Origin of the sequence: Enterobacter sp. MGH 37, from assembly GCF_000534515.1 — a bacterium.
GTDB lineage: Bacteria > Pseudomonadota > Gammaproteobacteria > Enterobacterales > Enterobacteriaceae > Enterobacter > Enterobacter kobei.
The window spans coordinates 82,199-105,123 of the sequence record NZ_KI973205.1 but is presented as its reverse complement, the minus strand read 5'-3'; the positions used below and the strand labels follow the sequence as shown (position 1 = coordinate 105,123).

At 53.1% G+C, this 22,925-nt stretch carries 22 protein-coding genes; 9 read left to right on the top strand and 13 right to left on the bottom strand.

Translation table 11 applies throughout. The features are described 5' to 3' along the window. Positions 1-25: 25 nt before the first annotated feature. Positions 26-484: an Lrp/AsnC family transcriptional regulator gene (locus L383_RS23090; RefSeq protein ID WP_008503307.1), complete on the bottom strand. Its 459-nt coding sequence runs from the start codon at positions 482-484 to the stop codon at positions 26-28. Between the two features lie 115 nt (positions 485-599). On the opposite strand from L383_RS23090, the gene L383_RS23095 reads away from it, so the two are divergent. Next, positions 600-1,646, top strand: a complete 1,047-nt coding sequence (locus L383_RS23095; protein ID WP_023332239.1) for a PLP-dependent cysteine synthase family protein — start codon at positions 600-602, stop codon at positions 1,644-1,646. Between the two features lie 41 nt (positions 1,647-1,687). Here L383_RS23095 and cof read toward each other — a convergent pair whose 3' ends face one another. After that, entirely contained in the window at positions 1,688-2,506 is an 819-nt protein-coding gene (cof, locus tag L383_RS23100) for an HMP-PP phosphatase (protein WP_014882783.1), read from the bottom strand. 100 nt (positions 2,507-2,606) lie between these two features. On the opposite strand from cof, the gene L383_RS23105 reads away from it, so the two are divergent. Beyond that, positions 2,607-4,307 (top strand): SgrR family transcriptional regulator, encoded by a 1,701-nt coding sequence (locus L383_RS23105; RefSeq protein WP_014882782.1) that lies wholly within the window; start codon positions 2,607-2,609, stop codon positions 4,305-4,307. 66 nt (positions 4,308-4,373) lie between these two features. Further along, a complete protein-coding gene (gene queC, locus L383_RS23110) occupies positions 4,374-5,069 on the top strand; it encodes a 7-cyano-7-deazaguanine synthase QueC (protein ID WP_023332238.1) in 696 nt (231 codons plus the stop codon). Between the two features lie 2 nt (positions 5,070-5,071). On the opposite strand, the gene L383_RS23115 is transcribed toward queC, so the two are convergent. From L383_RS23115 to bolA, 11 genes are all read right to left on the bottom strand, one after another. Continuing rightward, positions 5,072-5,401: an addiction module antidote protein gene (locus L383_RS23115; protein WP_023332237.1), complete on the bottom strand. Its 330-nt coding sequence runs from the start codon at positions 5,399-5,401 to the stop codon at positions 5,072-5,074. Positions 5,402-5,405: 4 nt separating this feature from the next. Further along, entirely contained in the window at positions 5,406-5,741 is a 336-nt protein-coding gene (locus L383_RS23120; protein WP_023332236.1) for a type II toxin-antitoxin system RelE/ParE family toxin, read from the bottom strand. Positions 5,742-5,789: 48 nt separating this feature from the next. Further along, positions 5,790-6,188, bottom strand: coding sequence for a YbgC/FadM family acyl-CoA thioesterase (locus L383_RS23125; protein WP_014882778.1), 399 nt, complete (start codon positions 6,186-6,188; stop codon positions 5,790-5,792). A gap of 99 nt (positions 6,189-6,287) precedes the next feature. After that, positions 6,288-6,668, bottom strand: coding sequence for a helix-hairpin-helix domain-containing protein (locus L383_RS23130; protein WP_023332235.1), 381 nt, complete (start codon positions 6,666-6,668; stop codon positions 6,288-6,290). Positions 6,669-6,816: 148 nt separating this feature from the next. Continuing rightward, positions 6,817-8,688: a peptidylprolyl isomerase gene (ppiD, locus tag L383_RS23135; protein WP_023332234.1), complete on the bottom strand. Its 1,872-nt coding sequence runs from the start codon at positions 8,686-8,688 to the stop codon at positions 6,817-6,819. Between the two features lie 212 nt (positions 8,689-8,900). Beyond that, positions 8,901-9,173, bottom strand: a complete 273-nt coding sequence (hupB, locus tag L383_RS23140; protein ID WP_002444653.1) for a nucleoid-associated protein HU-beta — start codon at positions 9,171-9,173, stop codon at positions 8,901-8,903. 210 nt (positions 9,174-9,383) lie between these two features. Further along, the gene (lon, locus tag L383_RS23145; RefSeq protein WP_014882775.1) at positions 9,384-11,738 is read right to left on the bottom strand and encodes an endopeptidase La; all 2,355 of its coding nucleotides are present in this window, start codon (positions 11,736-11,738) and stop codon (positions 9,384-9,386) included. Positions 11,739-11,921: 183 nt separating this feature from the next. Then, a complete protein-coding gene (clpX, locus tag L383_RS23150; RefSeq protein ID WP_014882774.1) occupies positions 11,922-13,196 on the bottom strand; it encodes an ATP-dependent protease ATP-binding subunit ClpX in 1,275 nt (424 codons plus the stop codon). A 126-nt stretch (positions 13,197-13,322) separates the two neighbouring features. After that, complete coding sequence (clpP, locus tag L383_RS23155) at positions 13,323-13,946, bottom strand: ATP-dependent Clp endopeptidase proteolytic subunit ClpP (protein ID WP_014069126.1); 624 nt, start codon at positions 13,944-13,946, stop codon at positions 13,323-13,325. Between the two features lie 260 nt (positions 13,947-14,206). Next, the gene (gene tig, locus L383_RS23160; RefSeq protein WP_014882773.1) at positions 14,207-15,505 is read right to left on the bottom strand and encodes a trigger factor; all 1,299 of its coding nucleotides are present in this window, start codon (positions 15,503-15,505) and stop codon (positions 14,207-14,209) included. Positions 15,506-15,835: 330 nt separating this feature from the next. Next, positions 15,836-16,153, bottom strand: coding sequence for a transcriptional regulator BolA (bolA, locus tag L383_RS23165; protein ID WP_013095855.1), 318 nt, complete (start codon positions 16,151-16,153; stop codon positions 15,836-15,838). Between the two features lie 305 nt (positions 16,154-16,458). Here bolA and L383_RS23170 point away from each other — a divergent pair, with 305 nt between their 5' ends. From L383_RS23170 to L383_RS23195, 6 genes are all read left to right on the top strand, one after another. After that, entirely contained in the window at positions 16,459-17,037 is a 579-nt protein-coding gene (locus tag L383_RS23170) for a lipoprotein (protein ID WP_014882772.1), read from the top strand. Positions 17,038-17,082: 45 nt separating this feature from the next. Next, positions 17,083-18,558, top strand: coding sequence for a muropeptide MFS transporter AmpG (gene ampG, locus L383_RS23175; protein ID WP_023332233.1), 1,476 nt, complete (start codon positions 17,083-17,085; stop codon positions 18,556-18,558). Positions 18,559-19,036: 478 nt separating this feature from the next. Continuing rightward, positions 19,037-19,984: a cytochrome o ubiquinol oxidase subunit II gene (gene cyoA, locus L383_RS23180; RefSeq protein ID WP_014882770.1), complete on the top strand. Its 948-nt coding sequence runs from the start codon at positions 19,037-19,039 to the stop codon at positions 19,982-19,984. Positions 19,985-20,000: 16 nt separating this feature from the next. Next, on the top strand, positions 20,001-21,992 hold the full coding sequence (gene cyoB, locus L383_RS23185; RefSeq protein ID WP_014168864.1) for a cytochrome o ubiquinol oxidase subunit I: 1,992 nt from the start codon (positions 20,001-20,003) through the stop codon (positions 21,990-21,992). After that, positions 21,982-22,596: a cytochrome o ubiquinol oxidase subunit III gene (locus L383_RS23190; protein WP_008503324.1), complete on the top strand. Its 615-nt coding sequence runs from the start codon at positions 21,982-21,984 to the stop codon at positions 22,594-22,596. Before cyoB ends, L383_RS23190 begins: the two co-directional genes overlap by 11 nt. After that, on the top strand, positions 22,596-22,922 hold the full coding sequence (locus L383_RS23195; RefSeq protein ID WP_006176899.1) for a cytochrome o ubiquinol oxidase subunit IV: 327 nt from the start codon (positions 22,596-22,598) through the stop codon (positions 22,920-22,922). The genes L383_RS23190 and L383_RS23195 overlap by 1 nt, the downstream gene beginning before the upstream one ends. Positions 22,923-22,925 lie beyond the last annotated feature (3 nt).

The following is a 22,925-nucleotide window of genomic DNA, read 5'->3' as shown; positions in this document are numbered from 1 at the left end:
TTGTTCCTGAAGGTTTTTTACGAAGTTATTCAATGGGTAAGGCTGTGGTGTACTTAATCTGTTCCATGGCGAAGCTTGAGGTGACGTCTGATAAGCCCGGAACGCTGTTCACCAGCCGCTTGTAGAAGTCATCATAGCGCTTCATGTCTGCCACCTGGACGCGCATCAGGTAATCGTACTCGCCGGCCATTCGCCAGAAACCGAGCACCTCGGGCATCTCAGAGACCTGAGTAACAAAGCGGCAATACCACTCGCTGCTGTGGTGCTGGGTTTTAATCAGCACAAATGCCGTCAACCCAAGCCCCAGTTTTTCGGGATCGAGCAGCGCGACGCGCCCCAGCAAAATGCCATCATCTTCGAGCTTCTTAAGGCGCTTCCAGCACGGTGTGGTGGTCAGATTAACGGCATCTGCCAGCGCCTGCAAAGAGAGGGTACAGTCACTTTGCAGCAAGGAAAGGAGCTTACGGTCAATTTTATCTAGCATACCCACCTCACAGAGAAAATTTTTCTCCCTTCATTCTATTTTAAAGGCCAGATAGCAACAATTTTTTCTGTGCTTTTCGCTATGCTGGGCACAAAATGACAAACGGATAATTACGATGAATAGCACCTGGGTTAAACATGCCATCAGCGAAATCAATGCCGACTACCAGCGCTCGGCGGATACCCACCTGATCCGCCTTTCCCTGCCGGGATTTGACGGTATTCAGCTCTATCTGAAGGATGAAAGCACCCATCCGACCGGCAGCCTGAAGCATCGCCTGGCGCGCTCACTGTTTTTATACGGTTTATGTAACGGCTGGATCAAAGAAGGCACTACCATTATTGAATCCTCGTCCGGTTCAACCGCCGTGTCCGAAGCCTATTTTGCCCGCCTGCTGGGCCTGCCATTTATCGCGGTGATGCCCTCCTGCACTGCAAAACGCAAAATCGAGCAGATCGAATTTTACGGTGGTCGCTGCCACTTCGTTGAGAGTGCCTGCGAAATCTACGCCGCCTCTGAAATGCTGGCCCGTGAGCTCAACGGCCACTATATGGACCAGTTTACCTTCGCCGAACGCGCAACGGACTGGCGCGGCAATAACAACATCGCTGACAGTATTTTCCGCCAGATGACCCACGAGCCGCACCCCGTGCCGTCGTACATTGTGATGAGCGCCGGTACCGGTGGTACCTCAGCCACCATAGGACGCTACATTCGCTGTCAGGGCTACGATACCCAACTGATGGTGGTTGACCCGCAAAACTCGGTGTTCCTCGACTACTGGCAGAGCCGCGATGCCGATCTTCGCAGCCCGTCAGGCAGTAAAATTGAAGGAATTGGCCGCCCGCGCGTGGAACCGTCATTCATCCCGGATGTAGTGGATGAAATGCTTCGCGTGCCGGATGCCGCCAGCGTGGCAACCGCACACTGGCTGGAAACCCAGCTTGGCCGCAAAGTCGGGGCATCGACAGGCACCAATATGTGGGGCGCACTGCAGCTGGCGGCACGCATGCGTGAGGAAGGGCGTACCGGCTCCATCGTCACGCTGCTGTGCGACAGCGGCGAGCGCTACCTTGAGACCTACTACAATGCAGAATGGGTACAGGCTAACATCGGCGACATCACGCCGTGGAAAGTGCAGATTGCACAGCTGCTGAAATAAAAAAAAGCCAGACCGACGTCTGGCTTGCTGGAAGGCGCTCGCTATTCGGGGGAATAAGGGAGGTTGTTGTTGTCCAGCCAATGAGTCAAAAAATGGGACACCGCTTCGTTACCGCAGTGTCCGATAACGGGCAGATGAGGAAGCTCGGCAATCAGCTGCGGCATCGCATTCCCCATAATCAAGCCGCGCCCCACGCTGCCCAGCATCTCTCGGTCATTCATGGCGTCGCCAAATGCCATACAATCCTGCAGCGTTAAGCCCAGATGGTCGCTCAGTACCGCCAGGGCGGAACCTTTGTTACAGCCCACGGGTAATACTTCCAGACAATCTACCGCCGAGAAGGTCAGATGCGCCCGGTTGCCGAGCGCCTCATTTAACTGGATGCGCAGGCGTCGCAGATCGTCGTGATCGCCACAGAAGCAGATCTTGGTCACCGCGTGGGCGGGGATCCGGCGCAGATCGATAAGCTGATATTTAAAACCGCTATAGACATGCGCATGCAGTAACTCGGGGATTTCGCTTCCGGTAAACCAGCCTTGATCGTTAAAAACGTGGACACTGGCCTGTGTGTCCCAGGTGCTGTGCAGGACGATATCCGCCACTTCCGGGTTAAGATCCTGACGGTGCAGTACCTCCCCTTCGACGGTGTGAATGCGCGTTCCGTTTCCGGTGATCAGAAAAGCATCAAGAGAAAACGCGCCCAGTAAATGGCGCATCTCCAGAACATGTCGGCCGGTGGCAAATGTCAGAGTGACATCTCGCTCGCGCAGGCGCTTCAGGGCACTCAGCGTTTTCTCTCCCAGACGGTGATCCGGCATTAACAGCGTACCGTCCATATCAAATGCAGCGAGGCGGGCCATGATGACTCCTGAAATGTGATGCGATTAGCTTGTGCATCAGTATCAGGTGAGATATACGGAAGTAATAGTGAATAGATGATAATTATTGTTCCGGGTTTCTATGCGCCAGCTTAACCGTCTTAACCAGTATCACCGTTTATGGCAGCCGTCCGAAGGTGCGACGCAGCAGGTCACTATCAGCGAGCTGGCAGCCCGCTGTTTTTGTAGCGAGCGGCATGTCCGAACGCTGCTGCGTCAGGCTCAGGAGGCGGGCTGGCTGAGCTGGCGCGCGCAGTCTGGTCGCGGCAAGCGCGGCGAACTGACGTTCCATGCCACCCCTGAGTCGCTGCGCAATATGATGATGGAAGAAGCGCTGAAGAGCGGACAGCAGCATAACGCGCTGGAGCTGGCCCAGCTTGCGCCTGACGAGCTGCGTTCGTTACTGCATCCGTTTTTGGGTGGGCAATGGCAAAACGACACGCCGACGCTGCGCATCCCCTACTATCGCTCGCTGGAACCCCTTCAGCCGGGTTTTTTACCGGGCCGGGCCGAGCAACATCTGGCAGGACAGGTGTTCTCAGGCTTGACGCGATTTAACGGTAACAGCAGTGAACCCACCGGCGATCTGGCGCATCACTGGGAGGTCTCTGCTGACGGGCTGCGCTGGCATTTCTATATTCGCTCCACGCTGCACTGGCATGACGGCGATAAAATAGAAACGGCGCAACTCCAGCGAAGCCTGACGGCGTTGTTAGCGCAGCCCATTATGCGCACGCTTTTTCAGAGCGTCTTGTCTGTCGAAACCACACATCCGCAATGTCTGACGTTTGTTTTACATCAACCGGACTACTGGCTGGCGCACAGGCTGGCAACCTACTGTAGCCGTCTGGCGCATCCCGATCGCCCGGTCGTCGGCAGTGGTCCCTTCCGGCTGACCCTCTTTGAGCCCGACCTGGTACGCCTGGAAAGCCATGAGCAGTACCACCTGAGTCATCCGCTGCTTAAGGCCATCGAGTACTGGATCACTCCCCAGCTTTTTGATTACAGGCTGGGTACCAGCTGTCGCCACCCGGTGCAAATCGCCATTGGCGAGGCCGATGAGCTCGAAAGCCTGCGGCTGGTGAGCAGCAGCACCAGCCTGGGCTTCTGTTATCTCACGCTGAAACAGAGCGCGCGGCTGAGTGAGATCCAGGCAAAGCGGCTGATTAATATCATTCATCTCTCCAGGCTTCTGCACACGCTTCCGCTCAACGAAGGGCTCATCACGCCAACTCATGAACTGCTTCCCGGCTGGACAATCCCGGAATGGCCTGATTTGACGGACATTGCCCTCCCTGAGGCGTTGACGCTGGTTTATCATCTGCCCGTTGAGCTTCACACCATGGCCAGCCAGTTGAAGGAGTACCTCGCCCTGCAGGGTTGTGAATTGACCGTCATCTTTCACGACGCGAAGACGTGGGATGGATGCCAGCAGCTTGCCGATGCAGACATCATGATGGGAGATAAGCTGATTGGCGAAGCGCCAGCGTATACGCTTGAGCAGTGGCTACGCTGTGATGCGCTTTGGCCGCATGTGTTAAGCGCACCGGCTTACGCCCATTTGCAAGCCACGCTGGATGCGGTGCAGGCCCAAGCCGAGTCCCGGGACCGACACGCGGGGCTGCAAGCCATTTTCAGCCGCTTAATGGAGAACGCGGTGTTGACGCCGCTCTTTAATTATCAGTATCAAATCAGCGCGCCGCCAGGCGTAAACGGGATACGCCTTAACACCCGCGGCTGGTTTGATTTTACCGAAGCCTGGCTGCCTGCCCCCAAATCGTGAAGAAGCTGGTCGCCGCCGTAGCCAGGCGGTAACATAACGTTTTTACCGTAACTGTTGAGATGATTTATGAAACGTGCCGTCGTCGTGTTCAGCGGAGGACAAGACTCTACTACTTGCCTGGTTCAGGCCCTTCATCAGTATGATGAAGTTCACTGTGTGACCTTCGATTATGGTCAGCGCCACCGCGCTGAAATCGACGTTGCCCGTGAACTGGCCCTCAAACTGGGGGCACGCGCGCACAAGGTGCTGGACGTTACGCTGTTAAATGAACTGGCTGTCAGTAGCCTCACCCGCGACAGCATTCCTGTACCGGATTATGAACCCGATGCCAGCGGCATTCCGAATACCTTCGTACCGGGCCGCAATATTCTGTTTCTGACCCTGACGGCGATCTACGCCTACCAGGTGAAAGCCGAAGCGGTAATCACCGGCGTATGCGAAACAGACTTCTCCGGCTACCCTGACTGCCGTGACGAATTCGTGAAAGCATTAAACCACGCCGTCAATCTGGGCATGGCGAAAGAGACGCGCTTTGAGACGCCGTTGATGTGGCTGGATAAAGCCGAAACCTGGGCCCTGGCGGACTACTGGGGCAAGCTGGATCTGGTTCGCAGTGAAACCCTCACCTGCTATAACGGCATCAAAGGCGACGGTTGCGGCCAGTGCGCGGCCTGTAATCTTCGCGCTAACGGGCTGAACCACTATCTGGCCGATAAAGTTGGCGTGATGGCCGCAATGAAGCAAAAGACCGGGCTTAAATAACGCTACTTAACCGTGCTGTCGAACAGTTTTACGCCGGCAGCACGGGTCACTTTCATTAGCGTCGTCAGCGTTGGGTTGCCGTTGTCAGATAAGGTTCGGTATAACTGTTGGCGGGACAGACCGGATTTGGCGGAGATTTCACCTATGCCACCTCGGGCTTCGATGACCTGACGGAGTGCAATGAGATAGGCAGGGATCCCCTGGTCTTCATAGATCTCCTCCAGGGCTGTTTGCAGATAAAGCTGAGCACAGGAGGGATCCTCCCGCAGCATTTTCACAACAGCATCATGGTGACTAACAGAACTTGAATATTTTCGTTCAGCGGCACTCATCTGATTATCCTTTTGATTGATGATCGTTCCAGAAGTCTATCGCCAGTTGAATATCTGCTTTCTGGCTCTTTTTGTCACCACCCACAAGTAACAATAAAACCTGCCGATTTTCTACCGCAAAATAGATCCTGTAGCCGGGACCACTGTCGATGCGCATCTCCCAGATACCTTCCCTGAGATATCTGTAATCGCCAAAATTACGTTTTATCGCACGGTTAACCCGTACAAGGATCCGGAAAACAACATCCGGATCCTTTCGCTTCATCTTCGCTACCCACTCCTCAAATGGCACTTTTCCGTCACGGGTACGGTAGCGTTCAATAACGTAGTCCCTGTCCATGATTCTATCCCTGGAAAAACGTTTTGTCTTTTATAAAAGACAAAATTTCTAAACGATCATCAACTCCAGCTTCTCCCGCAATGCCCCTTCCAGCGGCAGAGCCTTCTGAGTTTTCAGATCGATACAGACAAAGGTGATCAGTGCATCAGCCACCACCTGCCCTTCAGGATCAAGCGTCACCACCTGGCTTAATACACCACTCTTGCCGTTGAGCTGTTGCACCTGACTGGTCACCGTGAGTACATCACCCAGCACGGCCGGGCGGCGGTAGTTGATGTTGATATTGACGACCACGAACGCGATGTTATGCGCGGTCAACCACTGAAAGCTTTCGCTGTTTTCCAGCCCATCCCAGCGCGCTTCTTCAAGGAACTCAAGATAGCGGGCGTTGTTAACGTGCTGGTAAACATCAAGGTGGTAACCACGTACTTTGATTTTTGTCTGCATAGCGCAATAGCCTTTACTGTTGTTATAGGATCAGAGGTCATAACTGGTATGACCTCTTTATCCTGGCAAATTATCGCCGCAGTGCAAGTAATTGTGAGATTACAACGTCAGGTGTGAGAGGTTACGCTCCACCAGCGCGCTGCCCATGCCCGGCACCTGTTTGAGGTCGTCGACAGTTTTGAAAGGACCATACTCTTCGCGGTAGCTGACGATGGCCTGTGCTTTTTTCAGGCCGACACCGTTCATTGCGCGGGCGAGATCTTCCGCAGAGGCCGAATTGATACTGACCCGCGAACCGTCATCATCCGCCGTTTTGCCGGCATCAGCCGCTTTGGATTGCCCTTGCACTGACGCTGAGGCGTCAGACTTGCTCTGTACCGTCTGTGCTTTGGCTGCGGGCGTCGCGGCCAGCGCACTCGTGGTCATCCCGGTGGTGGCAATAGCCAGCGCAATTAACAGTGATTTGATTCCACATTTCATGCTGTTTTCTCCTTGTTTGTTGACAGCCACGTCACGATAGCCGCCCGGAAAAACAGCTACAAACGGCAGATTGCAGAAATGGAAAAGGCCGCGAAAGCGGCCTTTAGTTTTTGCAGAGCGTTACGAAAATCTGCGAGCAGAGACGTAATTATTGCTGCTGAGTCATCACATCGCCCAGCTTGATTTTGGCATCTTTACGCAGGTTGCTCATCATGGCTTCGAAAGCAATCTGAGCATTGTTCTGGGTAATGCCCTGAACCATCGCCTTCTTCTGCGCTTCTGGCAGGGTACCGGCTTTTACTTCGTCCAGCGCCAGCAGAACAACGTTACCCTGCATATCGGTGGTGGTGCCGAAGCTTGGTTTGTCCTTCGCAGGCAGAGTCAGGCCAAACGCAGCCTGGCTGATGGGGTCCTGACCGGTACGGCTCAGCGTTTTCGCTTCACCGAAGCTCAGGCCTGCTGCTTTCAGCGCATCGTCTTTGCCCGCTTTCAGATCAGCCAGAATCTTCTCAGCATCCAGTTTCGCCTGCTGTTCCGCTTTGTTGTGCTTAACCTGAGCGGCAACCTGATCCTTCACTTCTGCCAGCGGTTTGACCGCTTCCGGCTTGTGCTCGCTGACGCGCAGCACGAACGCACGGTCACCGTCGACGGTAATGATGTCAGAGTTGCTGCCTGGCGTGCCGTTCTCGCCCACCAGACCACCGTTAAAGATGGCGTCTGAAACCGGTTTAAAGTTCAGCTCTTCCGGCAGGTTGTCACGACCAAACCAGCCCGTCTCAACCGCTTTCACCCCAGCAGCCTGCTCTGCACCCGCCAGCGATTCGTTGTCGTTGCTGGCGGCATCGCTCACCTTCTGTTGAAGTGCGTAGTAGGCATCCAGCGCTTTTTCCTGTTTCACTTTCGCCGCGATATCATCACGAACGTCAGCCAGCGGCTTGGTTTTCGCCGCGGTGATGTCGTCCAGACGCGCGACCAGGAAACCAACGGAAGACTTAATGACACCAGAAAGCTGGCCTTTCTCTTTCAGACCCGCATTTTTCAGTTCGTCCGGCGTGGTTGCGTCTTCCAGCCAGCCCATATCACCGCCATTTTTGGCAGAGATAATATCGGTGGATTTTGCTTTCGCGAGGGTGGCGAAATCAGCCCCTTTATTCAGCTCATCCAGTACCGCTTTGGCGTCAGCCTCAGTTTTAGTCTGAATCACGCTGTAGCGGTTACGCTGCGGCTGAGTGAACTGATCCTGATGCTGATCGTAGTAAGACTGAATTTCTGTATCAGACGCCGTTTCCTGCAGCCCGGCAGCATCCAGCTTGATGTAGCTCACGCGGAACTGCTCTGGAGAAACGAAGGTATTTTTGTTCTGCTCGTACCAGGCGTTCAGTTCCGCGTCGCTGACCTGCTGTTTGGCCGCCAGGGCGTTAACATCAATGGTCGCTTCACGGACAACGCGCTGCTGCGCCACCAGCGCGGCCAGCTCTTCCGTCTCACCTTTGAGCATGAAATCGGTGCCCACAACGGCATTGATAAGCTGCTGAGTTGTCAGTTGGTTACGCAACGCCTGAGCGTATTGGTCAGCCGTCATACCCATCTGGTTGACGATGCTATTGTAACGTGCGTTGTCGAATTTACCGTTTGACTGGAATGCCTGAGTGGCGAAGATCGCTTTTTTCACCTGCTCATCGCTGATGCCAAGACCCAGCTTTTTGGCATACTGATCCAGTAACGCTTCGTCGATAAGACGGTTCAGCGTCTGTTGGCGCAGGGTCTTCATATACCCTTCATTCGCCGCCAGTTCAGAGAATTGGTCGCCCAGCTGTTGCTGCATACGGTTACGTTCACCGGCAAAAGCATTCTCGAACTGACCACGGCTAATCTCCTGGCCATTCACTTTTGCGGCATAGTTCGCGCCACCGCCAATAAGGTAACTGCTCACGCCGGTCAATATGAACGACACGATAATGATACCGAAAATAATCTTGAGCACGAGACTGTTAGCAGCCGTGCGTAAGCTGTCCATCATGGTGTAACAACACTCCGCTGTAGGTGACTGGTTACCTGACGCTGACGGAAAATCCTGCCCGTCGCGCGTAAAGGCGTATTGTGACAAGAAAACGGGGCGATTGTCAGCCCACAACTCGCATAAACTCGCACAAATCAGGTCTGGACAAACAAAAAAGGCACATCAAATGATGCGCCCTTGTACTTTCCGGCTTCCCTGAAACGGGAAAGCAATCAATTTACTGCGTCTTTCAGCGCTTTACCTGCACGGAAACCCGGCACTTTAGCAGCAGCAATGGTGATCTCTTTACCGGTCTGAGGGTTGCGGCCAGTACGGGCAGCACGCTCTTTAACAGCAAAAGTACCGAAGCCTACCAGTGCAACGTCGTCTCCAGCCTGCAGAGATTCAGTAACAGAAGCAATTAATGCATCTAACGCACGTCCAGCTGCAGCTTTAGAAATATCAGCACCAGCAGCAATTTTGTCAATCAGTTGAGATTTATTCACTGTTCTCTTCCTCTCTTTATAATTTATATCGCGCCTGAGTCCTTCACAACGCGACCGCGCAGCAGTTATATCAGGCCTGCCATGACCTTACAACACCCGTTGTTGATGGCTGACCTAATCAGCAATCTAAATTAGCTATACAAAAAAAGGCTGGCAAGTGCGAAATGCCTTACCAGCCTTGTTTTTATTGACGCTCTTTGCGCGAGGTCACTATTTTGCGGTTACAACCTGCATTCCGGACGGCTCATTCTGCAATGCGAGAGTAAGAACTTCCTCAATTCGCTTAACAGGATGAATCTGCAGATCGGCAATTACGTTGTCCGGAATCTCTTCCAGATCGCGTTTATTCTCGTAAGGAATCAATACGGTTTTGATCCCACCACGGTGTGCCGCCAGCAGTTTTTCTTTTAACCCGCCGATAGGCAGAACCTGACCACGCAGGGTGATTTCACCGGTCATTGCCACATCAGCGCGTACCGGGTTGCCTGTCAGACAGGAGACCAGCGCCGTACACATGGCAATACCCGCGCTTGGACCATCTTTCGGCGTCGCCCCTTCCGGGACGTGAACGTGGATGTCGCGTTTTTCGTAGAAATCCGGGTTAATACCCAGTTTTTCCGCGCGCGCGCGCACCACGGTCAGCGCCGCCTGAATGGACTCCTGCATCACTTCACCCAGCGAGCCGGTGTAGGTCAGCTTGCCTTTACCCGGCACACAGGCGGTTTCGATGGTCAGCAGATCGCCGCCCACTTCCGTCCATGCCAGACCGGTCACCTGGCCTACGCGGTTTTCGTTATCCGCACGACCATAGTCAAAGCGCTGAACGCCCAGGTAGGCATGCAGATTGTCGCCGTTGATCACAATGTGTTTCAGGCTCTTATCCAGCAGCAGCTGTTTCACCGCCTTGCGGCACAGTTTAGAGATTTCTCGCTCAAGGCTACGCACGCCCGCTTCACGGGTGTAATAGCGAATGATGCCGATAATCGCGCTGTCCTCGACGGTCAGTTCGTTGGCTTTCAGTGCGTTACGCTCAATCTGTTTCGGCAGCAGGTGCTGTTTCGCGATATTCAGCTTCTCGTCTTCGGTGTAACCGGAGAGGCGGATCACTTCCATACGGTCCAGCAGCGGGGCCGGTATGTTCATGGAGTTGGAGGTTGCCACGAACATCACATCGCTCAGGTCGTAGTCCACTTCCAGGTAGTGATCGCTGAACGCCACGTTCTGTTCAGGATCAAGCACTTCCAGCAGCGCAGAGGCCGGATCGCCACGCATGTCCGAAGACATTTTGTCGATCTCATCAAGCAGGAACAGCGGGTTTTTAACGCCCACTTTCGCCATCTTCTGGATCAGTTTACCCGGCATAGAACCGATGTAGGTACGACGGTGACCGCGGATTTCCGCTTCATCGCGTACGCCACCCAGCGCCATACGGATATACTTACGTCCGGTCGCTTTGGCGATGGACTGTCCCAGAGAGGTTTTACCCACCCCCGGCGGTCCTACCAGACACAGAATTGGCCCTTTGATTTTGTTTACACGGCTTTGTACCGCGAGGTACTCAAGAATGCGGTCTTTCACGCGTTCCAGGCCGTAGTGGTCGGTATCCAGGATCTCCTGCGCCTGACGCAGGTCTTTTTTGACCTTGCTGCGGGCGTTCCACGGAACCTGCACCATCCACTCAATGTAGCCGCGTACGACGGTTGCTTCAGCCGACATTGGAGACATCATTTTCAGCTTCTGCAGTTCTGCTTCGGCTTTCTCTTTCGCCTCTTTCGGCATCTTCGCCGCGTCGATTTTACGCTTCAGCGCTTCGTTTTCGTCCGGCGCGTCGTCCATCTCGCCGAGCTCTTTCTGAATCGCTTTCATTTGCTCATTCAGATAGTACTCACGCTGAGATTTCTCCATCTGCTTTTTGACGCGGTTGCGAATACGTTTCTCAACCTGCAGCAGATCGATTTCAGACTCCATCATCGCCATCAGGTATTCCAGACGTTCGTTAACGTCGGACATTTCCAGCACGGACTGTTTGTCAGCCAGCTTCAGCGGCATGTGTGCTGCGATGGTGTCCGCCAGACGCGCAGGATCGTCGATGCTGTTCAGCGACGTCAGCACTTCTGGTGGGATTTTTTTATTCAGCTTGATATAGCCTTCAAACTGGCTAATTGCGGTGCGCACCAGCACTTCCTGCTCGCGCTCATCAAGCTCAGGCGAATCAAGGTACTCTGCCTTGGCAGAGAAGTGTTCGCCGTCATCTGACAGAGTGGTAATACGCGCACGCTGCAGCCCTTCGACCAGCACCTTCACGGTGCCGTCAGGCAGCTTCAGCATCTGCAAAATAGAGGCCACGGTCCCGACGGTGAAAAGATCGTTTACACCCGGCTCATCCGTCGATGCTTCTTTCTGTGCCACCAGCATGATTTTTTTATCATGATCCATGGCGGCTTCGAGGCAACGGATAGATTTTTCCCGCCCTACAAACAAGGGTATGACCATGTGCGGATAAACCACCACATCGCGCAACGGCAATACGGGGATTTCAATGCGTTCAGAACGCTCAGGATTCATAGAGCTCTCTCTTAGTTTAGTGTCCGCCAGGTAAGCTGGTCATGTCACTGTACTTCACATAACCATTAACATGTATCCAGTATATGGGGATGTTTCCCACACATTCAACGCTATGAATACGGAAAAAGTAAAGGGGAGATAAAATCCCCCCTTTTTAATTAACTGCTTGTATGATTTGGTGAATTATTCGCCAGATGCCTGCTGGGCTTCCGGTTTACCGTAAATCAGCAGCGGCTTGGTTTGGCCGCTGATTACGGACTCGTCGATAACCACTTTCTCAACATCTTCCATCGACGGCAGATCGTACATGGTGTCGAGCAGCGCCGCTTCAACGATTGAACGCAGACCACGCGCACCGGTTTTACGGATCATCGCTTTCTTAGCAATCGCATCAAGCGCTTCGTCACGGAATTCCAGGTCAACCCCTTCCAGATTGAACAGCGCCTGGTACTGCTTGGTCAGCGCATTTTTCGGCTCTTTCAGGATCTGAATCAGCGCCTCTTCACTCAGCTCATTCAGCGTTGCCACAACGGGCAAACGGCCAATGAACTCAGGAATCAGACCGAATTTGATCAGATCTTCAGGTTCAACCTGCGAAAGCAGTTCACCTTCGTTCGGTTTTTCGGACGAGGCTTTTACCGTCGCGCCGAAACCAATGCCGGAGCCGGTTTCAACACGGTGGGAAATGACTTTATCCAGACCGGCAAACGCACCGCCACAGATGAACAGGATCTTGGAGGTATCAACCTGCAGGAACTCCTGCTGAGGATGCTTACGCCCCCCCTGCGGTGGAACGGCGGCAACCGTACCTTCGATCAGCTTCAGCAGCGCCTGCTGCACGCCTTCACCCGATACGTCACGGGTGATGGACGGGTTGTCTGATTTACGGGAGATCTTGTCGATCTCATCAATATAAACAATGCCGCGCTGTGCTTTCTGTACGTCGTAATCGCACTTCTGCAGCAGTTTCTGAATGATGTTCTCAACGTCTTCACCCACATAACCGGCTTCGGTCAGGGTGGTGGCATCGGCCATGGTAAACGGAACATCCAGCAGGCGCGCCAGGGTTTCCGCCAGCAACGTTTTACCGGAACCCGTCGGTCCGATCAGCAGGATGTTACTTTTACCCAGTTCTACGCCATTACTGGTGTCGCCGTTACGCAGACGTTTGTAGTGGTTATATACCGCTACCGCCAGCACTTTCTTCGCCTGCTCTTGTCCGATGACATAGTCGTCAAGGTGATGACGAATTTCATGCGGCGTTGGCAATGCGCTACGCTCACGGTGCGGCGCAACTTCTTTAATCTCTTCGCGAATGATGTCGTTACATAAATCAACACATTCGTCGCAGATATACACGGACGGCCCGGCAATCAGTTTACGCACTTCATGCTGGCTTTTGCCGCAAAAAGAGCAGTACAGCAGTTTGCCCGAACCATCTTTGCGTTTATCTGTCATGAGTCCAAACCTCTTTTTAAGTTCTTTGTGCCGCACATGACGACGCAAATGCCATTCTAAGACGCGTACTGCTTAAAGCAGCGTGCCGCCCTACCTTAGTATAGCGGCACACTCGCGTCGCGGGCATCAATTACGATGGGTCAATACGGAGTCGACTAAGCCGTACTCAACTGCCTCTGGAGCAGAGAGGAAGCGATCGCGCTCGGTATCGCGCTCGATCTGCTCGAGAGATTGACCTGTATGCTGCGCCATAAGTTCATTCATGCGCGCTTTTACTTTCAGAATTTCGCGGGCGTGGATTTCGATATCCGTCGCCTGCCCCTGGTAACCACCCAGCGGCTGGTGAATCATCACACGGGAGTTAGGCAGGCAGAAACGCTTACCTTTCGCCCCTGCGGTTAACAGGAAGGCACCCATGGATGCAGCCTGACCCATACAGATCGTGCTGACATCTGGCTTGATGAATTGCATGGTGTCATAAATGGACATACCCGCCGTAATCACACCGCCTGGCGAGTTGATGTACAGGTAAATGTCTTTTTCCGGGTTTTCCGCTTCCAGGAACAGCATCTGCGCTACGATCAGGTTAGCCATATGGTCTTCTACCTGGCCGGTCAGAAAGATAACGCGTTCCTTGAGCAGACGGGAATAGATATCGAAAGAACGCTCACCACGTGAGGTCTGTTCAATAACCATTGGCACCAGCGCCATATGGGGTGCAAAGTTATCTCGTTCGCCACTGTATGACATTTCCGTCTCCTGGTTCAAAATTGAAAACACCTGCTGTACTGATTGTAACCTTATGGACGGATTATCAGCCAGTCTCAATCATCGTGATTACATACTTATGGGGTTCGCCACGCCCTATTTCAAGCATAACAACCTTTTGTTGTAACGCTAACACTGAAAGGGCGTTTTAGCACCCTTCCAGGACTAAAGCTGCGATAAAAAAAACCCGTCGCCGGAGGGCAACGGGTTTTTTGGTCAAACTTTAAACCGTTAGGGCGTTATTACGCCTGCTGGTTCATCAGTTCGTTGAAAGAGGTCGCTTTTTCGGTCACTTTCGCTTTCGCCAGAACCGCTTCAACAGCCTGCTCTTCCAGTGCGACGTTGCGCATGTTGTCCATCAGCTCTTTGTTCTTACCGTAGAACTCGATCACTTCTGATGGATCTTCGTATGCGGAAGCCATCTCTTCGATCAGGCCTTTCACGCGCTCTTCGTCAGCTTTCAGCTCGTGGGTACGAATCACTTCGCCCAGCAGCAGGCCAACAACAACGCGACGTTTCGCTTGCTCTTCAAACAGCTCGCGTGGCAGTTCCATCGCTTGCTGCTGGTTGCCACCGAAACGCTGTGCAGCCTGACGGCGCAGCACATCGATTTCGCTGTCGATCAGGGCTGCAGGAACGTCGATGTCGTTCGCTTTCACCAGACCTTCAATCGCCTGAGATTTCACACGGTTACGCACAGCACCGTTCAGCTCGCGCTCCATGTTTTTACGCACTTCGGTACGCAGGCCAGCAACTGAACCATCTTCCACGCCGAAACGCTTGATGAATTCTTCAGTCAGTTCTGGCAGTTCGCGCTCTTCCACTTTCTTCAGGTTGATCACGAACTTCGCTGCTTTACCTTTCAGGTTTTCAGCGTGGTATTCTTCAGGGAAGGTCACGTCGATAGTGAACTCTTCGCCAGCCTTGTGGCCTTTGATACCGTCTTCGAAGCCTGGGATCATACGACCCTGGCCCATTGCCAGTACGAAGTCAGACGCTTTGCCGCCTTCGAACTCTTCGCCGTCTACAGAACCGGTGAAGTCGATGGTCACACGGTCTTCCGCGTCAACAGCGCCTTCTTTCTCTTTCCAGTTCGCCTGCTGCTTGCGCAGGGTGTCCAGCATGCCGTCAACATCTTCGTCAGTCACGGAGACAATCGGTTTTTCAACTTCGATAGATTCCAGACCTTTCAGCTCAACTTCCGGGTACACTTCGAACTCGACGGAGTAAGTGAAGTCTTCGCCCAGTTTGTATTCGCCTGGAACGTAGTTTGGCGCGCCGGCCGGATTGATTTTTTCTTTGATGATCGCATCAATAAAGTTGCGGCTCATCAGTTCACCCAGCACATCCTGACGCACAGAGGCGCCATAACGCTGAGCAACAACATTCATTGGAACTTTGCCCTTACGGAAGCCGTCAATACGTACTTTTTTTGCTACGTTGACCAGCTCGCTTTTCACAGCAGTTTCGATGCTGTCAGCAGCGATAGTAATCGTTACACGGCGGCCAAGGCCTTGAGTGGTTTCAACTGAAACTTGCATCTTGTTACCTCAAAAAAATCACAGTGCTCGGTCAACTCTGAATCTGTCTGTTATACCGGGATGCTCTCTTAGTGCAGATTCACATTCCCTGTCGCCAGAATCATCCCGAAGACATTCAATAAGACGCGGCATTATAGCGGCATCACTTAGGTGAGTCGAGAACGGTTGGGGCATGTTGCTGCGGCTTTTTTCACACTTTAAGGCTATTTTTAGCCTTAAAATCGCTCCATCCGCTCAAAACTCAGACAAAACAAAACGGCCCGGAGGCCGTTTTGAGGAAATCTGTAAGCAACATACTGGAAAAGCTCCAGCCGTTGCAAATCCGATTTATCAGGCGATGGTGCCTGCACCGCGACACGGCGGTGATGCGAAAACCGTATCCTGCAAGCCTTCCCATTCCTTAATGGTGTAGGTATGCAGTGCCAGCGCATGCACGGTGGTGGAGAGTTCTTCCGTCAAGGTGCTGTAGATCAAGCGGTGTCGGTTCAGGAAACGTTCTCCCGTGAAGCGATCGCTAACCAGAACCACTTTAAAGTGGCTTTCAGAACCTGCCGGCACGTTATGACGATAGCTCTCGTCGACGACTTCGAGGAACACAGGGTTGAACGCTGCCCTTAATTTATCTTCTATCTGCTCACGTATCATCATGAAATTACTCCTCCGACAACGCCAGGATGTCACCCATCCCTTTAAATGTTAGCCGCTTTTACCGTTTCCATTACACCTTGACAACAAATATTTAGCTTTCGTCTGATTTTCTCATTCAAACGAATGAAGTTCACTGCGAGACTCATACCTTTCATCATTCGCGAGAGGGGAAATTGGGTATGCTGGTCAGTTTTCGGACAAGGCGATGAATTTACATGCGTTGACCACTTCCCCTCGCCGTTGGCGATGTTATGATGACGGCAATTTTTCTCTTTATATGCTTACGATTCGTTGAGAACCCGAAAATGTTAAAAAAACTCTTCTTTCCGTTGGTAGCCCTTTTTATGCTGGCAGGCTGTGCAACCCCGCCTACCACCATTGATGTCTCACCAAAAATTACGCTGCCTCAACAGGATCCAAGCCTGATGGGCGTCACCGTGAGCATTAACGGTGCCGATCAGCGTCAGGACCAGGCTCTGGCAAAAGTGACCCGCGATAACCAGCAGGTAACCCTGACCGCGTCCCGCGACCTGCGTTTCCTGCTGCAGGAAGTGCTCGAGAAGCAAATGACCGCTCGTGGCTATATGATTGGCCCAAGCGGTGCGGTTGATCTGCAGATCATCGTTAACAACCTGTACGCAGACGTGTCTCAGGGCAACGTGCGTTACAACATCGCGACCAAAGCGGATATCGCCATCATTGCTACCGCGAAAAACGGTAATAAGATGACCAAAAACTACCGTGCGAGCTACTCTGTCGAAGGCGCGTTCCAGGCATCGAATAAAAATATTGCTGATGCGGTTAACAGCGTGCTGACGGATACCATTTCCGACATGGCGCAGGACACCAGCATCCACGACTTCATCAAGCAGAACGCACGTTAATCCTGCCGACTGACCCGGTGCTTCACCGGGTCAGTTCATAAGAACATGTCCAGCCATTACTTACGCATTTTCCAGCAACCGAAATCAGCGATTCTGCTGATCCTCGGCTTTGCCTCGGGTTTACCTCTCGCGCTCACCTCCGGCACGCTTCAGGCGTGGATGACGGTCGAAAATATTGACCTTAAAACCATCGGTTTCTTCTCGCTTGTCGGTCAGGCCTATGTCTTTAAGTTCCTGTGGTCTCCGGTCATGGATCGCTACACGCCACCTTTCCTGGGACGTCGTCGCGGCTGGTTAGTGATGACGCAAGTCTTGCTGCTGCTGGCCATTGCGGCGATGGGTTTTCTTGAGCCGACCACACAGCTTCGCTGGATGGCCGCACTTGCGGTCGTGATTGCCTTCTGTTCCGCTTCCCAGGATATTGTCTTTGACGCCTGGAAGACGGACGTTTTGCCTGCGGAAGAGCGCGGCGCCGGTGCCGCGATCAGCGTGCTGGGCTATCGCCTCGGGATGCTGGTCTCCGGGGGACTGGCACTGTGGCTGGCTGACCGTTACCTCGGCTGGCAGGGTATGTACTGGCTGATGGCCGCCCTGCTTATCCCGTGCATTATCGCGACGATCTTTGCTCCCGAACCGAGCGATGTCATTCCGGTCCCCCGCTCGCTGGAGCAGGCCGTGGCCGAACCGCTGCGCGACTTTTTTGGTCGCAACAATGCCTGGCTGATCCTGCTGCTCATCGTCCTTTATAAGCTGGGGGATGCGTTCGCCATGAGCCTGACCACCACCTTCCTGATACGCGGTGTCGGTTTTGATGCCGGTGAAGTGGGTGTGGTAAACAAAACGCTGGGACTGTTTGCGACGATTGTGGGCGCGCTGTATGGCGGCGTGCTGATGCAGCGCCTGACCCTGTTTCGCGCACTGCTGATTTTCGGCATCCTTCAGGGAGCCTCTAACGCGGGCTACTGGCTGCTGTCGATTACCGATAAACATATGATCAGCATGGCCGCGGCGGTATTCTTCGAGAACCTCTGCGGCGGCATGGGCACCGCGGCATTTGTTGCCCTGTTGATGACGCTTTGCAATAAATCATTTTCCGCTACGCAGTTTGCGTTGCTCTCGGCGCTCTCTGCCGTGGGTCGCGTGTACGTTGGACCGATTGCGGGCTGGTTCGTGGAAGCCCACGGCTGGCCAACGTTTTATCTCTTCTCTGTCGTGGCTGCCGTGCCGGGAATTTTATTGCTGCTGGTCTGCCGTCAGACGCTGGAATATACGCAGCGGACCGAACACTTTATGCCGCGCACCGAATATCATACCGCCTACCGTTTTGCGTTACGTCTGTTAATGGTGGGCTGCGTTGCTCTGGCACTCTGGCTTGTGGTGCTGATTATTAACGCCAGCACGTCACTGGCACTCCCGTTCGAAGCTCTTCTTCTGGACGCGGGCGCCCTGCTGGCTATTGCCGGGATCCTGACCGGGGGTCTGCTCGATTTCATGGCGTTGCGTAAAACGCAGATGACCTGAAGAAAAATGCGAAAGGTTATTTCCCGTTGTAATCACTAACCGAAATTATAACGGCGAAATAGCCAGCGCCCCCCCAAAAAAATATTTGTTGTTTTGTGCGGGATAGGATTTGGAAATTATTGGCTCCAGTTCCAAAACGCTATTTTTCATTAAACGATTCAGCATCCGATAGTTTGATTTTTCGTTTTTTAGATGTCTTTTTATTGATAATTAATTGTTAATTTTTTGTTTATTTTTAACAATGGTTATACCAATTGTCCCTTTTAGGGTATGCTTGGGGGTCCTTTCGTTATAAAGCCCACGCCATGCGGCTTCTGTCATAAAAACCGACATAATTTGCAACACTTGTGACACGTGCGGCAGAACCCGGTAACACCTTCCTGACACAGGCCTAATGATGTTTACAGTAATGTAACCTTCCCGTAAAATGCCCCCACACTTTAAACGCCACCAGACTCCGTGGAATTGAGGTCGTTAAATGAGACTCGGGAAATACAATAAAAGTTTGGGATGGTTGTCATTATTCGCGGGCACTGTATTACTCAGTGGCTGCGATTCTGCACTACTAGACCCCAAAGGACAGATTGGACTGGAACAACGTTCACTGATACTGACGGCTTTTGGCCTGATGTTGATTGTGGTTATTCCTGCCATTTTGATGGCTGTTGGTTTCGCCTGGAAGTATCGTGCGAGCAATAAAGATGCGAAGTATAGCCCTAACTGGTCACACTCCAATAAAGTGGAAGCTGTGGTCTGGACGGTACCTATTCTGATCATCCTGTTCCTTGCCGTACTGACCTGGAAAACCACTCACGCACTTGAGCCAAGCAAACCACTGGTTCACGATGAGAAACCTATTACCATTGAAGTGGTCTCCATGGACTGGAAATGGTTCTTCATCTATCCAGAGCAGGGTATTGCTACCGTGAATGAAATCGCCTTCCCGGCGAACACTCCGGTTCAGTTCAAAGTGACCTCCAACTCCGTAATGAACTCCTTCTTCATCCCACGTCTGGGTAGCCAGATCTACGCGATGGCCGGTATGCAGACTAACCTGCATCTGATCGCGAATGAAGCAGGCACCTATGATGGTATCTCCGCCAGCTATAGCGGCCCGGGCTTCTCAGGTATGAAGTTCAAAGCTATTGCAACGCCAGACCGTGCCGCTTTCGACCAGTGGGTTGAAAAAGCGAAGCAGTCTCCAAACACCATGTCTGACATGGCGGCGTTCGAAAAAGTGGCTGCACCTAGCGAATACAACAAGGTGGAGTACTTCTCTAATGTGAAACCTGATTTGTTCAAAGATGTCATTGGCAAATTTATGGATCACGGCAAGAGCATGGACATGACCCAGCCTGAAGGCGAGCACAGCGCGCATGAAGGTATGGAAGGCATGGACATGAGCCACGCGGAAACCGCTCACTAAGGGGCCGAGGAAGAAAATGTTCGGAAAATTGACACTGGATGCAGTGCCCTACCATGAACCGATTATCGTGGTTACGGTGGCTGCAATTATCATTGGTGGCGCGGCCTTACTGGCCCTGATCACTTACTTCGGTAAGTGGAGCTACCTGTGGAACGAGTGGCTGACTTCGGTTGACCACAAAAAACTCGGTATCATGTACTGCATCGTCGGTATCGTCATGTTAATTCGTGGCTTTGCGGATGCGATCATGATGCGTAGCCAGCAGGCACTCGCTTCTGCGGGTGAAGCCGGCTTCCTGCCGCCGCACCACTACGATCAGATCTTTACCGCCCACGGCGTTATCATGATCTTCTTCGTAGCGATGCCGCTGGTTATCGGTCTGATGAACGTGGTCGTTCCGCTGCAAATCGGCGCGCGCGACGTGGCGTTCCCGTTCCTGAACAACCTGAGCTTCTGGTTCACGGTTGTCGGCGTTATCCTGGTTAACCTGTCACTGGGTGTGGGCGAATTCGCGCAGACCGGCTGGCTGGCATACCCGCCGCTATCAGGAATTGAGTACAGTCCGGGCGTTGGCGTTGACTACTGGATCTGGGCGCTTCAGCTCTCCGGTGTCGGTACCACCCTGACCGGCATCAACTTCTTCGTGACCATTATCAAGATGCGTGCCCCTGGCATGACCATGTTCAAGATGCCGGTATTTACCTGGGCATCTCTGTGCGCCAACATCCTGATTATTGCCTCTTTCCCAATTCTGACCGTCACCATCGCGCTGCTGACCCTGGACCGCTACCTGGGCACCCATTTCTTCACGAATGATATGGGTGGCAACATGATGATGTACATCAACCTGATTTGGGCCTGGGGTCACCCGGAAGTGTACATCCTGGTTCTGCCTGTCTTCGGTGTGTTCTCCGAAATCGCAGCAACCTTCTCGCGTAAACGTCTGTTTGGTTACACCTCTCTGGTGTGGGCAACCGTGTGTATTACCGTTCTGTCGTTCATCGTTTGGCTGCACCACTTCTTCACCATGGGTGCGGGCGCGAACGTAAACGCCTTCTTCGGTATCACCACCATGATTATCGCCATCCCGACCGGGGTGAAGATCTTCAACTGGCTGTTCACCATGTACCAGGGCCGTATCGTGTTCCACTCAGCGATGCTGTGGACCATCGGCTTCATCGTGACCTTCTCCGTAGGTGGGATGACCGGTGTACTGCTGGCGGTACCAGGTGCTGACTTCGTTCTGCACAACAGTCTGTTCCTGATTGCGCACTTCCATAACGTTATCATCGGTGGCGTGGTCTTCGGCTGCTTCGCTGGCGTAACCTACTGGTGGCCAAAAGCGTTCGGCTTCACGCTGAACGAGAAATGGGGTAAACGCGCGTTCTGGTTCTGGATCATCGGCTTCTTCGTGGCATTTATGCCGCTGTACGTGCTGGGCTTCATGGGTATGACCCGTCGTCTGAGCCAGCAGATCGATCCGCAGTTCCACCCAATGCTGATGGTTGCTGCGGGCGGTGCGGTGCTGATTGCCTGCGGTATCGCGTCTCAGCTGATTCAGTTCTACGTGTCTATTCGCGACCGCGATCAGAACCGTGACCTGACCGGTGACCCATGGGGTGGCCGTACGCTGGAGTGGGCGACCTCTTCTCCACCGCCTTTCTATAACTTTGCCATCGTGCCGCAGGTTCATGAACGCGACGCATTCTGGGAAATGAAAGAAAAAGGTGAAGCGTACAAGCAACCTGCTCATTACGAAGAGATCCATATGCCGAAAAACAGCGGTGCGGGCATTGTCATTGCCGCCTTCGCTACGGTATTTGGTTTCGCAATGATCTGGCACATCTGGTGGATGGCGATTGTTGGCTTCGCTGGCATCGTAATCAGCTGGATTGTGAAGAGCTTTGACGAGGACGTGGACTACTACGTACCAGTCCGTGAAGTTGAAAAGCTGGAAAATCAGCATTTCGACGAGATTTCTAAAGCGGGGCTGAAAAATGGCAACTGATACTCTGGCGCACTCAACTGCCCACGCGCATGAACATGCGCACCACGATACAGGACCGACCAAAGTCTTCGGTTTCTGGATCTACCTGATGAGCGACTGCATTCTGTTCTGCTGTCTGTTCGCGACCTATGCCGTTCTGGTGAACGGCACAGCGGGCGGCCCGACCGGCAAGGACATCTTTGAACTGCCGTTCGTTCTGGTTGAAACCGCACTGCTGTTATTCAGCTCTATCACCTACGGCATGGCGGCTATCGCCATGTACAAAAACAACAAGAGCCAGGTTGTCTCCTGGCTGGCGTTGACCTGGCTGTTTGGTGCTGGATTTATCGGGATGGAAATCTATGAATTCCATCACCTGATTATGGAAGGCTTTGGTCCGGATCGCAGTGGCTTCCTGTCCGCGTTCTTCGCGCTGGTCGGTACCCACGGTCTGCACGTGACCTCGGGTCTGATCTGGATGGCAGTACTGATGTTCCAGATCTCCCGTCGCGGCCTGACCAGCACTAACCGTACCCGTATCCTGTGCCTGAGCCTGTTCTGGCACTTCCTGGACGTGGTGTGGATCTGTGTGTTCTCTGTTGTCTATCTGATGGGGGCGATGTAATGAGTCATTCTAACGATCATGGCGCTTCCCATGGCAGCGTAAAAACCTACATGACAGGTTTCATCCTGTCGATCATCCTGACGGTGATCCCGTTCTGGATGGTGATGAGCGGTTCTGCGTCTAAACCGGTTATCCTGGGAGCAATCCTGGTGACCGCGGTGATTCAGATTCTGGTGCATCTGGTTTGCTTCCTGCACATGAACACCAAGTCCGATGAAGGCTGGAACATGACGGCCTTTATCTTTACCGTGATTATCATCGCTATCCTGGTAGTCGGTTCCATCTGGATTATGTGGAACCTCAACTACAACATGATGGTTCACTAAGAG

What these genes read in the sequence shown, in the direction of transcription:
- L383_RS23090 (WP_008503307.1), bottom strand. Translation starts at nt 484, where the DNA reads ATGCTAGATAAAATTGACCGTAAGCTCCTTTCCTTGCTGCAAAGTGAC.
- L383_RS23095 (WP_023332239.1), top strand. Translation starts at nt 600, where the DNA reads ATGAATAGCACCTGGGTTAAACATGCCATCAGCGAAATCAATGCCGAC.
- cof (WP_014882783.1), bottom strand. Translation starts at nt 2,506, where the DNA reads ATGGCCCGCCTCGCTGCATTTGATATGGACGGTACGCTGTTAATGCCG.
- L383_RS23105 (WP_014882782.1), top strand. Translation starts at nt 2,607, where the DNA reads ATGCGCCAGCTTAACCGTCTTAACCAGTATCACCGTTTATGGCAGCCG.
- queC (WP_023332238.1), top strand. Translation starts at nt 4,374, where the DNA reads ATGAAACGTGCCGTCGTCGTGTTCAGCGGAGGACAAGACTCTACTACT.
- L383_RS23115 (WP_023332237.1), bottom strand. Translation starts at nt 5,401, where the DNA reads ATGAGTGCCGCTGAACGAAAATATTCAAGTTCTGTTAGTCACCATGAT.
- L383_RS23120 (WP_023332236.1), bottom strand. Translation starts at nt 5,741, where the DNA reads ATGGACAGGGACTACGTTATTGAACGCTACCGTACCCGTGACGGAAAA.
- L383_RS23125 (WP_014882778.1), bottom strand. Translation starts at nt 6,188, where the DNA reads ATGCAGACAAAAATCAAAGTACGTGGTTACCACCTTGATGTTTACCAG.
- L383_RS23130 (WP_023332235.1), bottom strand. Translation starts at nt 6,668, where the DNA reads ATGAAATGTGGAATCAAATCACTGTTAATTGCGCTGGCTATTGCCACC.
- ppiD (WP_023332234.1), bottom strand. Translation starts at nt 8,688, where the DNA reads ATGATGGACAGCTTACGCACGGCTGCTAACAGTCTCGTGCTCAAGATT.
- lon (WP_014882775.1), bottom strand. Translation starts at nt 11,738, where the DNA reads ATGAATCCTGAGCGTTCTGAACGCATTGAAATCCCCGTATTGCCGTTG.
- clpX (WP_014882774.1), bottom strand. Translation starts at nt 13,196, where the DNA reads ATGACAGATAAACGCAAAGATGGTTCGGGCAAACTGCTGTACTGCTCT.
- clpP (WP_014069126.1), bottom strand. Translation starts at nt 13,946, where the DNA reads ATGTCATACAGTGGCGAACGAGATAACTTTGCACCCCATATGGCGCTG.
- tig (WP_014882773.1), bottom strand. Translation starts at nt 15,505, where the DNA reads ATGCAAGTTTCAGTTGAAACCACTCAAGGCCTTGGCCGCCGTGTAACG.
- bolA (WP_013095855.1), bottom strand. Translation starts at nt 16,153, where the DNA reads ATGATGATACGTGAGCAGATAGAAGATAAATTAAGGGCAGCGTTCAAC.
- L383_RS23170 (WP_014882772.1), top strand. Translation starts at nt 16,459, where the DNA reads ATGTTAAAAAAACTCTTCTTTCCGTTGGTAGCCCTTTTTATGCTGGCA.
- ampG (WP_023332233.1), top strand. Translation starts at nt 17,083, where the DNA reads ATGTCCAGCCATTACTTACGCATTTTCCAGCAACCGAAATCAGCGATT.
- cyoA (WP_014882770.1), top strand. Translation starts at nt 19,037, where the DNA reads ATGAGACTCGGGAAATACAATAAAAGTTTGGGATGGTTGTCATTATTC.
- cyoB (WP_014168864.1), top strand. Translation starts at nt 20,001, where the DNA reads ATGTTCGGAAAATTGACACTGGATGCAGTGCCCTACCATGAACCGATT.
- L383_RS23190 (WP_008503324.1), top strand. Translation starts at nt 21,982, where the DNA reads ATGGCAACTGATACTCTGGCGCACTCAACTGCCCACGCGCATGAACAT.
- L383_RS23195 (WP_006176899.1), top strand. Translation starts at nt 22,596, where the DNA reads ATGAGTCATTCTAACGATCATGGCGCTTCCCATGGCAGCGTAAAAACC.